The sequence below is a fragment of the Microbacterium sp. SCN 69-37 genome (assembly GCF_001724435.1).
Lineage (GTDB): Bacteria > Actinomycetota > Actinomycetes > Actinomycetales > Microbacteriaceae > Microbacterium > Microbacterium laevaniformans.
The window spans coordinates 32,357-44,224 of record NZ_MEEL01000034.1; the positions used below are offsets into that span (position 1 = coordinate 32,357).

The 11,868-nt window shown below is 69.0% G+C and carries 10 protein-coding genes; 5 read left to right on the forward strand and 5 right to left on the reverse strand.

The window, feature by feature from the left end; translation table 11 throughout:
* Window positions 1-10 precede the first annotated feature (10 nt).
* Window positions 11-928, forward strand: coding sequence for a sugar-transfer associated ATP-grasp domain-containing protein (locus tag ABS64_RS10840; protein ID WP_363331284.1), 918 nt, complete (start codon window positions 11-13; stop codon window positions 926-928).
* A 66-nt stretch (window positions 929-994) separates the two neighbouring features.
* On the opposite strand, the gene ABS64_RS10845 is transcribed toward ABS64_RS10840, so the two are convergent.
* The 3 genes from ABS64_RS10845 to ABS64_RS10855 form a co-directional block, all read right to left on the reverse strand.
* Entirely contained in the window at window positions 995-1,696 is a 702-nt protein-coding gene (locus ABS64_RS10845) for a coenzyme F420-0:L-glutamate ligase (RefSeq protein WP_061683148.1), read from the reverse strand.
* On the reverse strand, window positions 1,693-3,024 hold the full coding sequence (locus ABS64_RS10850; RefSeq protein ID WP_292683526.1) for an RNA polymerase sigma factor: 1,332 nt from the start codon (window positions 3,022-3,024) through the stop codon (window positions 1,693-1,695). The genes ABS64_RS10845 and ABS64_RS10850 overlap by 4 nt, the downstream gene beginning before the upstream one ends.
* A gap of 206 nt (window positions 3,025-3,230) precedes the next feature.
* A complete protein-coding gene (locus tag ABS64_RS10855; RefSeq protein WP_204947061.1) occupies window positions 3,231-4,199 on the reverse strand; it encodes a PAC2 family protein in 969 nt (322 codons plus the stop codon).
* Between the two features lie 124 nt (window positions 4,200-4,323).
* Between ABS64_RS10855 and ABS64_RS10860 the strand changes: the two genes are divergently transcribed.
* From ABS64_RS10860 to sucB, 3 genes are all read left to right on the forward strand, one after another.
* A complete protein-coding gene (locus ABS64_RS10860) occupies window positions 4,324-5,793 on the forward strand; it encodes a leucyl aminopeptidase (protein WP_292683529.1) in 1,470 nt (489 codons plus the stop codon).
* Complete coding sequence (lpdA, locus tag ABS64_RS10865; protein ID WP_005049471.1) at window positions 5,790-7,169, forward strand: dihydrolipoyl dehydrogenase; 1,380 nt, start codon at window positions 5,790-5,792, stop codon at window positions 7,167-7,169. Before ABS64_RS10860 ends, lpdA begins: the two co-directional genes overlap by 4 nt.
* 102 nt (window positions 7,170-7,271) lie before the next feature.
* Window positions 7,272-8,978 carry a 2-oxoglutarate dehydrogenase, E2 component, dihydrolipoamide succinyltransferase gene (gene sucB, locus ABS64_RS10870; RefSeq protein WP_005049469.1) on the forward strand — a complete coding sequence of 569 codons (1,707 nt, stop codon included), beginning with the start codon at window positions 7,272-7,274 and terminating at the stop codon, window positions 8,976-8,978.
* A gap of 28 nt (window positions 8,979-9,006) precedes the next feature.
* On the opposite strand, the gene ABS64_RS10875 is transcribed toward sucB, so the two are convergent.
* Complete coding sequence (locus tag ABS64_RS10875; RefSeq protein WP_005049468.1) at window positions 9,007-10,365, reverse strand: hypothetical protein; 1,359 nt, start codon at window positions 10,363-10,365, stop codon at window positions 9,007-9,009.
* A 143-nt stretch (window positions 10,366-10,508) separates the two neighbouring features.
* Between ABS64_RS10875 and ABS64_RS10880 the strand changes: the two genes are divergently transcribed.
* Window positions 10,509-11,219, forward strand: coding sequence for a DUF4191 domain-containing protein (locus ABS64_RS10880; RefSeq protein ID WP_005049467.1), 711 nt, complete (start codon window positions 10,509-10,511; stop codon window positions 11,217-11,219).
* A 3-nt stretch (window positions 11,220-11,222) separates the two neighbouring features.
* On the opposite strand, the gene ABS64_RS10885 is transcribed toward ABS64_RS10880, so the two are convergent.
* On the reverse strand, window positions 11,223-11,672 hold the full coding sequence (locus ABS64_RS10885; RefSeq protein WP_005049466.1) for an RDD family protein: 450 nt from the start codon (window positions 11,670-11,672) through the stop codon (window positions 11,223-11,225).
* Between the last annotated feature and the right edge of the window lie 196 nt (window positions 11,673-11,868).

An 11,868-nucleotide genomic window follows, 5' to 3' on the forward strand; every position in this document is an offset into this window, starting at 1 on the left:
CACTGCGCGCGTGCACGGGAAGAGCTATCCGCTGGTGTTCGTCGACATGCTCTGGTCGGCGGCGCGCCATCGCGTCGGATTCAACGACTACATGGAGTTCGATTTCGCGATCCTGACACGCGCCGAGCGGGCCACCTGGGTCACCAGTCCCCTCGCGCTGGAGCTCTCGAACCGTTACGACGATCCCGCCCAGGTGCATCGCTTCCACAACAAAGTCGACTTCAACCGCGACTTCGACCGTTTCCTGGGACGTCAGTGGCTGGAGCTCGTCGATGGCAACGCCGACGAGCTGGAGGCCTTCGCCCAGCGGCATCCCGTGTTCATCGCCAAAGTCCCCGTGAGCAAGTCCGGGCTCGGGGTTCGTCGTTACGATGCGAGCGCCGTCAGTGATTGGCCCGCGTTCCACGCCGAGCTGCTGGCGAAGGGTGAGGTGCTCATCGAGGAGCGCATCGTGCAGCACCCGGACCTGGAAGCCATCGCTCCCGGAACGGCGAACACGACCCGAGTCACGACGTTCGTCAAGGACGACGGCGCGGTCGAGATCATCAACATGGCGCAGAAGTTCGGTCGCGGTCAGGTCAGCGACCAGGCGTCGTTCGGCGGCTTCTACACCGCGCTCCACGAGGACGGGCGAGCCATGGGCATGGGCTACTCGACCGCGGGCGAACTCTTCGAGACCCACCCCGACACCGGCTTCCGCATCGCCGACTACCGGCTTCCGATGATGGAAGAGGTGCGTGCGCTCATCACCGACGTCGCACTCGTGATCCCCGAGGTGCGCTACGTCGGCTGGGACGTCGTCGTCACCCCCACCGGACCAATCCTGGTCGAGGGCAACTGGGGCGCGGGTGTCTTCGAGAACAAGCCTTCCGCGACGGGGATCCGCCACGGTCACCTTCCTCGCTACCGCGCCGCGATGGGCTTCTGATCGCCGACGCGAAACGCCGGCGCTCTCACACGAGGTCGCCGGCGTTTCGCGTCTGTCGGCGCGGTCTCACGCCGCCCGGATGATTCCGAGGGGGGTGGATTCGCGACCCTGGCCCAGAGGGTTGTCGGCAAGGATCCGCACGAGCCGACGCTCCCCTGCCCTGTCGAGTGTGGAGCCGAGAATGTTCCCGCCGATGTCGTTGATGTCGACGACCGCGACCTGCACGTTCCGGCCGAGCAGCGACTTGATGCGTGCGGCCACTTCGGCCGGGCGCGTCGGGCCCAGAACGACCGCACGGTCGTAGGGCGGGATGGTGCCGTTGGTGGGACCATCGATCGCGCGCGCCTTGTCGCCGGCGATGCGGTAGAAGTCGCCCCGGCGTCCGAACGCCTTCGTCATCGCGCTGATCGCCGCGGCGAAGAGGATGCGCGGGGTACCGCACTCCCGAAGGGCCATCTCCATCGTCTCCGGCATGCCGAGCCCGATGCCGTAGGAGGTCTTCGTCACGTACTTCGACAGGAAGCGCGCCAGGCGGCGGGGGCGGATCTCGTCCAGCGTGTACGAACGGCCCTGCGTGATCGCGACGATCTTCTCGGTGATGAACAGCAGGTCGCCGTCCGTCACCTGGTCGGCCGCGTACTCCGCGATCACCTCATCGAGGCTGTCGCCGGGCATGACGACGCGCGTGCGGATCGGAATCCGTGCGAACGTCGTCCCCTCGATGGTGACGGTGAGCGCCTTGCCGTCGTTGGGAAGCTCCCCGCTCATTCGAGGTAGTCCCGCAGCGACTGCGATCGCGAGGGGTGTCGGAGCTTCGCCATGGTCTTCGACTCGATCTGACGAATGCGCTCGCGCGTGACGCCGAAGGTATCGCCGATCTGGTCGAGCGTCTTGGGCTGTCCGTCGCCCAGGCCGAAGCGCATGCGGATCACACCCGCCTCGCGCTCGCTCAGTGAGTCCAGGAGCGACTCCAGCTGTCGCTGCAGCATGGTGAAGCCGACGGCATCCGCCGGGACGACGGCTTCGGTGTCCTCGATGAGGTCACCGAACTCGCTGTCGCCGTCCTCGCCGAGCGGGGTGTGCAGCGAGATCGGCTCGCGGCCGTACTTCTGCACCTCGATGACCTTTTCGGGGGTCATGTCCAGCTCGCGCGAGAGCTCCTCGGGCGTGGGCTCGCGTCCGAGGTCCTGCAGCATCTGCCGCTGCACACGGGCGAGCTTGTTGATGACCTCGACCATGTGCACCGGGATACGGATGGTGCGTGCCTGATCGGCCATCGCGCGCGTGATCGCCTGACGGATCCACCACGTCGCGTACGTGGAGAACTTGAAGCCCTTGGTGTAGTCGAACTTCTCGACCGCGCGGATCAGACCGAGGTTTCCTTCCTGGATCAGGTCCAGGAACTGCATGCCGCGGCCCGTGTAGCGCTTGGCGAGGGAGACGACCAGGCGCAGGTTGGCGCCGAGCAGGTGGCTCTTGGCGCGCTGGCCGTCGCGTGCGACCCACTGCAGGTCCAGGCCGAGCTGGCTGGACTTCTCCGACGCCGACATGTGTGAGAGCTTCTCTTCGGCGAACAGTCCCGCCTCGATCCGCATTGCGAGTTCGACCTCTTCGGCCGCGTTCAGCAGCGGCACCTTGCCGATCTGCTTCAGATAGTCCTTGACCGGATCGGCGGTCGCACCGGTGATCTGCGTCGAGTAGACAGGGACATCGTCTTCGTCGCTCGAGGAGATGACGATGGCGCCGGTGGGAAGGGGCTCGGAGAAGGCCGGCTTCGTGGCGCCGTCCTCATCGTCCTCGTCGTCATCGCCCTTCTTGTCGGCCCCGGTCGATGACTCGGCGGCGTCGTCGCCGGAATCGTCGTCCGATGCGTCCTCGATGTCGGTGTCGTCGAGATCGACGTCGTCGTCGATCTCCTCGTCGTCATCGGACGCCGTCTTCTTGGACGCCTTCTTCGGGGCCGCCTTCGACTTGGCCGGAGTCTTCGACGCCGCCTTCTTGGCGGCGGTCGTGGTCGTCGCCTGTTCCGTGGCGGACTCCGTGGCTTCCTCCTCCTCGACCTTGCGGGAGCGGGTGGTCTTCGTGCCTGAGGTCACGTCTTGCCTTTCACCGACGCAGGCGTCGGGTTTTCGGACAGGAGTAAGACCCTTGTCAAGTCCGTGGTCGCCTCGTCACGAGCCGACCGCGATTCGACAACGGGTCAGGGATCCATTGTCGCATACATCATCTGACAGACCGTGCGCAACAGTCCATCAGGATCCCCACAGCATCCATAACGTCGCGGGGACGGTGGGCATTCCGCTCAGCGTCGACCGCGGCGGTCGTCGCCTCGCCACTCGTCGCCGCGGCGGTCGTCGTCCCGGCGGTGATCGTCGGTGCGACGGTCGGCCAGGAAGCGCTCCAGCTCTGCGGCGAGCTCGTCCGCGCTGGGCAGATCGCCGGGGTGGATGATCGGCTGGCCGAGGTTCGATCCGGCCATGTAGGCGTCGTACCGCTCTTCGAGAGCGTGCAGCATGGAGGTCAGTTCGGCGTTGCCCTCCACCTGGTCGTCCACCTTCGCGACGTATTCCCGGTTCTCCTCGCGCACATCGTCGACGTTGAAAACGAGGCCACTGGCCACCGACAGGCTGTCCAATCCCGCCAGTGCGGCGGCGGGGTAGTCAGTGTCGGCGAGGTAATGGGGGACCAGAAGGACGAATCCTGCGACGGAGGCTCCGCTCTGCGCGAAGCGGTGCTCCAGGAGATGACCGACCGTCGCCGGCACCTGCGTGTGAGGCTGCCACACCGAGTGCGCCTGTGTCAGGTCGGCGCGCGTCCCGCTCACCGTCGTGCCGATCGGGCGCGTGTGCGGTACAGGCATGGGAATGGCGTGCACCCACGTCACCGACGACACCTGCAATCCTTCGGCCAAGCCCACGACCGTCTCGGTGAATGCTTCCCAGGCGAAGTCCGGCTCGTACCCCGCCAGCAGAACGAAGGGCTGACCGAGCGCGTCATGCGCGAGCGAGAGCTCCAGGCGCGGCGGGCGGTAGTCGGCGAGATGGTCGGCGTCGAAGGTGATCGTCGGGCGGCGCGCGCGGTAATCCAGCAGCACGTCGGCCGAGAAGGTCACGATCGGCGCGGGCTCGAGGTCGTCGCGGAACATCTCCACCATCTGCGAGACGGCGCCCCCGGCATCCGTGAACCCGGTCAGCACGATCACCAGCGGAAGGTCGGCAGGGACCGGCGGGGACGACGCCACACGCTCGTACAGGGGACCGCTCAAGGGCATGAGTCCACTGTACGAGCCTTCCCCGGGCGCTGGTCCGCGTGCCGCTGACAGCGAACACGCGGGGTGCGGCTCGCCGCCCTCGGGCGTCGCCGACCCCGGACGACGCAAACCTAGGATGGAGGTCATGGCGTTTCCCGAGCTGTCGTACACGACCGATCCGCTGCGTGAGACGAAGGCCGATGCCCTCGTGCTCGCCCTCCCTCCCCTCGATCACGATGCGGGTGCTCTCGACCAGTGGCCGGGGCTGGCCTCGGCTTTGAACGGCGTGGGTTTCTCGGGCGCGCTCGGCGCAACGGTGCGCGCGTACGCGCCGGAGGCGACGTCGCTGCCCCTGATCGTCGTCGGCACCGGGCCCGCGCCCGACACCGCGGCGCTGCGTGAAGCGGTCGGCGCCGCTCTGAGAACGACGACCGGCTTCGACACCGTGGCCGTCGAAGCCCCGGCAGTCGATGACGACGGGTGGCGAGCCGTGGCGGAGGGCGCCGTGCTCGGCGCGTATCGCTTCGATGGATACAAGTCGGTTGCCGCTGCTGCTCGCGCGTCACACGTGGTCATTCGCGGTGAGCGGCCCCCCGCCGCCTCGGCGCTGGCGCGAGCGCAGGCCGTCGGCGACGCCGCCGCGCTCGTCAAGGATCTCGTCCACACCCCGGCCGAGTGGCTGGCGCCGCAGGACGTCGCGGATGCCGCTCGGGAGGCGCTGGCGGAGCTTCCCGTGGACGTCGTCGTCCTCGATGAGAAGCAGCTCGCCGCCGACGGCTACGGGGGCATCCTCGGCGTGGGGCAGGGTTCGGACCGACCGCCCCGTCTCGTGCGACTCGACTACGCCCCTGCGGATGCCGAGCGCCATGTCGCGATCGTCGGCAAGGGCATCACGTTCGACACCGGTGGGCTCTCGCTCAAGCCGCCCGCGGGAATGGTGGGCATGAAGTACGACATGGCCGGCGCGGCGACGGTGCTGGCCGTCGTCCGTGCGGCCGCGCAGCTGCGTCTGCCGGTGCGCTTGTCGGGATGGCTCTGTCTCGCCGACAACATGCCGTCGGGACGAGCAACGCGTCCCGGAGACGTGCTGCGGATTCTGGGCGGCACCACTGTCGAGGTGCTGAACACCGACGCCGAGGGACGGCTCGTCCTGGCCGACGGTCTCGTCGCGGCCAGCCGCACGCACCCGGACGTGATCGTCGACGTCGCCACGCTCACCGGAGCCATCTCGGTGGCGCTGGGCTCTCGCCACACCGGTGTCATGGGCTCGGAGGAAGCGGTTGCCGAGTACCTGGATGCGGCGGAGTCCGCGGACGAGCTGGCCTGGCCGCTCCCGCTGCCGGCGCATATGGAAGAGGAGCTCGACTCCCCCATCGCCGACCTCGTCAACGCGAAGATCGGCGACCCGACGGGCGGTTCGCTGTTCGCCGGACTCTTCCTCCAGCGGTTCGTCGGGCGTGTCTCCGACGACGCGGACGCGCCTCGCATCCCCTGGGTGCACCTCGACATCGCCGGCAGCGGGAGCACCAAATCCGCGACCGGTGCCACGGACAAGGGCCCCACCGCGGCCACCGTCCGATCCCTGCTCGCATTCGTCGAAGGAGACGCACGATGACCGCACACCACTCCGATCTCGTCGTCCTGGGCGGCGGATCGGCCGGATACGCAGCGGCGATCCGCGCGGCCGAGCTCGGTCGCTCGGTCACCCTCGTCGAGAAGGACAAGCTCGGCGGCACGTGCCTTCATCGCGGCTGCATCCCGACCAAGGCGATCCTGCATGCGGCAGAGATCGCCGATGCCGTCCGTGACGCGTCGAGCGTCGGCGTGGCGGCGACGTTCGAGGGCATCGACGTGGCGGGGGTCACCGCTTTCCGCGAGGGCATCGTCGCCAAGAAGTTCGCGGGACTCACCGGCCTCATCAAGGCGCGCGGGATCACGGTGGTCACCGAGGAGGGACGGTTGGTCGTCGACGACGACGGTCCCGCCGTCGCGGTCGGCGAGGACACCTATCGCGGCGCCGACGTCCTTCTCGCCACCGGCTCGCACACGCGCACCCTGCCCGGCATCGAGATCGGCGGCCGGGTCCTCTCCAGCGAAGAGGCCCTCGCGCTCGCAGAGGTGCCCGCGTCGGTCATCGTCCTCGGCGGCGGGGTCATCGGCGTCGAGTTCGCGAGCGCGTGGCGATCGATGGGTGCGGAGGTCACGATCGTCGAGGCGCTCGACCACCTCCTGCCCGCGGAGGACATCTCCTCGAGCAAAGCCCTGGAGCGTGCCTTCCGCAAGCGCGGCATCGTCTCTCGACTCGGTTCCCGCTTCGCCTCCGTCTCGCAGACGGATGCCGGGGTCACGATCGTCCTGGCTGACGGCAGCGAGCTGAGCGCGGACTACCTCCTCGTGGCCGTCGGACGCGGTCCGTCGACGGCCGGGATGGGCTTCGATGAGGCGGGGGTGGCTCTCGAGCGCGGCTTCGTGAGCGTGGACGAGCGCCTGCGGACATCGGTCCCGCACGTCTGGGCGGCGGGCGACATCGTCCCCGGCTTGCAGCTGGCCCACCGTGGCTTTCAGCAGGGGATCTTCGTGGCCGAGGAGATCGCGGGCCTCGGCCCCGTCATGGTCGCGGAGCACACCATCCCGCGGGTCACGTACTCGCACCCCGAGGTGGCCTCCGTCGGCATCACCGAGGCAGCCGCGCGTGCCGCGCACGGCGACGCGGTCGCCGTCTCTGAGTACAACCTGGCCGGCAACGGCCGTAGCGAGATCATCGGCACGGGCGGCATCGTCAAGATCGTCCGCCTGGTCGACGGGCCCGTGATCGGCGTCCATCTGGTCGGCGATCGCGTCGGCGAGCTCATCAGCGAGGGCCAGCTGGCCGTCGCCTGGGAAGCGCACCCCGAAGACATCGCGCCGTACGTGCACGCGCACCCGACGCAGAGCGAGGCGCTCGGCGAGGCGTTCCTCGCCCTCGCGGGCAAGCCTCTGCACGCCCTCTGAAAACCCCCACCATTCCTCCCCCGTCCGACACGTCACCGCTTCGGCCCCGTGAGGGTCACTAAGCTAGTTGTCGGACATCGAACTTCTGAAGGAGACACAGTCATGAGCACATCCGTGGTCCTCCCCGCGCTCGGAGAGAGCGTCACCGAGGGAACGGTCACCCGTTGGCTCAAGAAGGTCGGTGACACGATCCAGGCCGACGAAGGGCTGCTCGAGATCTCGACCGACAAGGTCGACACCGAAATCCCCTCTCCCGTCAGCGGCGTGATCGAGGAGATCCTGGTCGCTGAGGACGAGACCGTCGAGGTCGGCGCCGTTCTCGCGAAGATCGGAGACGGCTCGGCTGCCGCACCGTCCGACGATGCGCCCGCCGCGGAGCAGCCCGCCGCTGAGCAGGCTCCGGCCGAAGCGGCTCCCGCCCCCGAACAGGCTCCCGCGGCTCCTGAGGCCACCGCTGCGCCGTCCGGCGATGCGAAGGACGTCGTTCTTCCCGAGCTGGGTGAGAGCGTCACCGAGGGAACGGTGACGCGTTGGCTCAAGCAGGTCGGCGAAGAGGTCGCCGTCGACGAGCCGCTCCTCGAGATCTCGACCGACAAGGTCGACACCGAGATCCCCTCTCCGATCGCCGGCACGCTGCAGGAGATCCTCGTCGCCGAGGATGAGACGGTCGCCGTCGGCGCCGTGCTCGCGCGCATCGGTTCGGGTGCCCCTGCAGCCGCTGCTCCGGCGGCAGCTGCGCCTGCTCCGGCTGCCGAAGCACCGGCCGCTCCGGCTGCCGAAGCGCCGGCCGCTCCTGCTGCCGCTGCCGCTCCTGCTCCCGCTGCGGCGCCTGCTCCCGCTGCGGCGCCTGCACCGGCCGCTGCTCCTGCTCCCGCTGCCGCGCCTGCCGACGACGCGGCGACCTACGTCACTCCCCTCGTGCGCCGACTCGCGCAGCAGCAGGGTGTGGACCTGGCGTCCGTCACCGGGACCGGTGTCGGTGGTCGCATCCGCAAGGAAGACGTGCTCAAGGCGGCCGAGGCTGCCCAGGCCGCTCCTGCAGCCGCGGCTGTTACGCCCGCTCCGGCGGCGGCCGCCCCGCTCGAGGTTTCGCCCTTGCGCGGCACGACCCAGCCGATGTCCCGTCTTCGCAAGGTGCTCGCCGAGCGCGCGGTTGCCTCGATGCAGCAGACGGCCCAGCTCACCACGGTCGTGAAGGTGGACGTCACGAAGGTCGCGTCGTACCGCACGGCGGTCCAGAAGGACTTCGTCGCGAAGACGGGCGGCAAGCTGTCGTTCCTGCCGTTCTTCGTCCTCGCTGCCGCCGAGGCGCTGCAGGCGTTCCCGGTGATCAACGCCACGGTGGACGGCACCGACATCGTCTACCCCGCCACCGAGAACATCTCGATCGCGGTCGACACCGAGCGCGGCCTGCTGACCCCCGTTCTCCGTGACGCGGGCGCCAAGACGCTGGCGGGGATCTCGTCCGAGATCGCCGACCTCGCCGCTCGCACGCGCGACAACAAGCTGAAGCCCGACGAGCTCGCCGGTGGCACGTTCACCGTGACCAACACCGGCTCCCGCGGCGCCCTCTTCGACACCCCGGTCGTCTTCCTTCCGCAGTCCGCGATCCTCGGCACAGGCGCGGTCGTGAAGGAGCCCGGTGTGGTCAAGGTCGACGGCGTCGAGGCGATCGCCGTGCGCTCCTACGTCTATCTGGCACTGTCGTACGATCACCGCATCGTCGACGGCGCCGACGCGGCCCGCTTCCTGGGTGCGGTCAAGACCCGCCTGGAGACGGCGGACTTCGAGGCCAACCTGGGGATCTGAGCGCGCGCCCGGCCAACGGGCTCGCATGTCATGGCTGATCCGCGACGTCGTACACGTCGCGGATCAGCCATTTTCCGTCGACCTGCACGAGAACGAGCACCTGGCTGGGCTGCTGTCCGCCGGAGACGCGATAGGCGGCCACGCCGCCGTACTCGTCGAGGAGGGTGACCTCGCGCAGTTCAGCGTCCTCGACGACGACGCTGTCAGGAACGCCGGCGCTCGGGTCCTCCAGAATGTCGGAGCAGTCGGCGACCTGCTCCCGGGCGCATGACGCGAGATCGGCAAGCAGGCGGCGCGCGATGTCGCCTTCGTCGGCGCTGTGCGACGGCGCAGGCGCTGCGGCATCCGACGCGCCGGAGTCGAGGGTCGCCGCCGGGGTGGACACGGCGCCGCTGTCCAGCGACGGTGTGGATGCCGCGGGCGTCGTGGATGAAGCGCTCTCGTCGACCGGCCACGCGAGACCCACGGCGATGATGATCGCGGCCGCGGCAGCGGCCACGAGCAGCGGGGATCGCCGGCGGCGGCGTGGCGCACGATCCTTGTGCGCCCGTGTGGTCGTCGCCGACAGGGCGCGGCGTCCGGCCCGGTCTCGTACCGCCGTCAGCCCGTGCCTGCGCGTCGCGCTCATCGTGCGCCTCAGCGCGGAGCGAACATCGCCCAGGACGTTCAGCGCACGAGCGGCAAGATCGCGCTCGACGAGCGGCGCGACCCAGCTCGACGCATCCGAGGCGAGATCGTCGCCGGTTCGACCGCGGTGTACGGCCCGACGCGGCGCCGGGATGGCCGCGACCCCCCTGTTCGCGTCGGCGGTCGGCAGAGGAGCCGGTTCAGCGGCGGCGAAGAGCTCATCTTCCGCACGCTCGCGCCGCCCCGGCGTGATGCGACCCTCGCTGATCAGTTCCGCGGCGTCGAGCACCGCCTGCCGCAGACCCGGCGCGGCAGCCTCGGCGAGCTCCTTCAGCAGTGCGACGGAATCGTCCCGCCAGGCCGGTCCGGTCGCAGCGAGGAGTGGACACCCGTCGGCATCCACCCACCAGGAGCCGACGGTGAACCCGCAGCGCTCTGCCTCGGCGGCGCCACGCAGCACACTGACGGCGGCGGTGACGAGCGCTCCCGCCTCCCACACACGCCCGGCGACGAGAGTGATGAGTCGGTGCGGGCAGTGCGGGAGCAGGGCGGCGTGACCGTCCGGAGTGCGCGCCAGGTCGACGGGGGCGAGCACATGCTCGCCGCCCCGTACCCGCCAGATCTCGCTCGGCAGATCCTGCAGGGGCACCCACACTCTCGGAGGCGTGCCCGCGCGCAGGTCGCCGGGAAACGGGGCGTCGGCGGCGCCCAGCGTCCTCAGCAGCGGCGGCGGGGCGAGCACACCGGAATCGATGCTCATATCGTGAGTGTCGCCGCTCGTGGACCGGGCCGGCCGCCGCGCGGGTCAACTGTGCAGACGCCAAGGGTTCGCCACGCTGGGGAGGAGTTCTCGTCGCACCGCGTGCGCGTGCGCCGTGTCGCCGCGACGGTAGGCTGTGTGCCATGGCATCCCGCAGTTCCGCACCCGACAAGGGCCCTGGCTTCTTCTCCCAGATCCGCTCGCTCTACACCTTCACGAAGGCCGAATTCTCTTGGCTGCCGTGGGTGCTGGCCGCTGTCGTGGTCGTCGGAATCGGCATCGGCGTCCTCATCGGGTTCCTCATCCCGCCTGCGGCCATCTGGAGCGTGATCCTGTGGGGTGTCACCGGCCTGCTGTTCGGTCTCTTGGGCGCCATGATCGTGCTCACACGTCTGTCCACCCGCGCGATGTACATCAAGCTCGACGGGATGCCGGGAGCTGCCGGTCACGTGCTGTCGACCTCGCTCGGCCGCAGCTGGGTGGCCTCGGAGATGCCCGTGGGGGTCAACCCGAAGACGCAGGACGCGGTCTACCGCGTGATCGGCCGCGGTGGTGTCGTGATCGTGGGCGAGGGCGCGCGGGGGCGGCTGACCCGACTCGTCAACGACGAGAAGATGAAGGTCCAGCGCGTGGCCTCGGGCGTTCCGATCAATGTGCTGTACATCGGCCACGGTGAGGGCGACGTGCCCATCTCGAAGCTCTCCGCGACCATCAAGTCGTTCCCCAAGAAGGTCGACCGTACGACGATGGCCGCTGTCGTCAAGCGCGTGGACTCGGTCTCGCAGTCCGTCACCTCGCTGCCGATCCCGAAGGGCATCGACCCGATGCGTGCGCGCGCGCCGCGCCCGCGCTGAGCCTCAACCGCGGACGAGGACCGTCCCCGCGGTCTTGTCGTGAAGGCCGCGGTGATCGCCATCCCAGATCACGGCGGGGATGATCAGGGCGAGCAGCAGTGTGCGCACCACCGGACGCCAGAGGCCGCTCCAGCCCCCGTCGACACGGACGATCCGCATGCCGAACAGTCGATGTCCCGGACTTCCCCCGAGCGTCGGGATGAACAGCACCTGCACGGCGACGAAGATCAGGTTCGACGCGACCGGATTGGCGTACCGGAACCCGGTGACCTCGTCCAGGACCGGGAAGAACGCGTAGGCGATCAATGTCGCCGTTGCCAGATCGACGGCGAGAGCGCCGACGCGTCGACCGAGTCTCGCGATGCTCCCCGAGCCCGACCGGGGCAGCCCGAGTCGCTCCCCGGGATAGGTGCTGTCGCGATGTCCCGTATTGTCGGAGGTACCTGCCGTCACCGGGTCAGCTTATCCGCGTCGCTGTAACATCCCCGAAACACGGGGGATACTGCCGGGCAACCGGTCATCGATAGCGTCGAGGCGGGCCTGATCCCGTTCAGGCGTGTTCCACACCCGATCTTGGAGACTCCATGTTCAAAGATTCATCCGAGGTTCTGAAGTTCATCAAGGACGAGGACGTCAAGTTCCTCGACAT

What these genes read in the sequence shown, in the direction of transcription:
- sucB (WP_005049469.1), top strand. Translation starts at nt 7,272, where the DNA reads ATGAGCACATCCGTGGTCCTCCCCGCGCTCGGAGAGAGCGTCACCGAG.
- ABS64_RS10875 (WP_005049468.1), bottom strand. Translation starts at nt 10,365, where the DNA reads ATGAGCATCGATTCCGGTGTGCTCGCCCCGCCGCCGCTGCTGAGGACG.
- ABS64_RS10855 (WP_204947061.1), bottom strand. Translation starts at nt 4,199, where the DNA reads ATGCCCTTGAGCGGTCCCCTGTACGAGCGTGTGGCGTCGTCCCCGCCG.
- ABS64_RS10845 (WP_061683148.1), bottom strand. Translation starts at nt 1,696, where the DNA reads ATGAGCGGGGAGCTTCCCAACGACGGCAAGGCGCTCACCGTCACCATC.
- ABS64_RS10880 (WP_005049467.1), top strand. Translation starts at nt 10,509, where the DNA reads ATGGCATCCCGCAGTTCCGCACCCGACAAGGGCCCTGGCTTCTTCTCC.
- ABS64_RS10860 (WP_292683529.1), top strand. Translation starts at nt 4,324, where the DNA reads ATGGCGTTTCCCGAGCTGTCGTACACGACCGATCCGCTGCGTGAGACG.
- lpdA (WP_005049471.1), top strand. Translation starts at nt 5,790, where the DNA reads ATGACCGCACACCACTCCGATCTCGTCGTCCTGGGCGGCGGATCGGCC.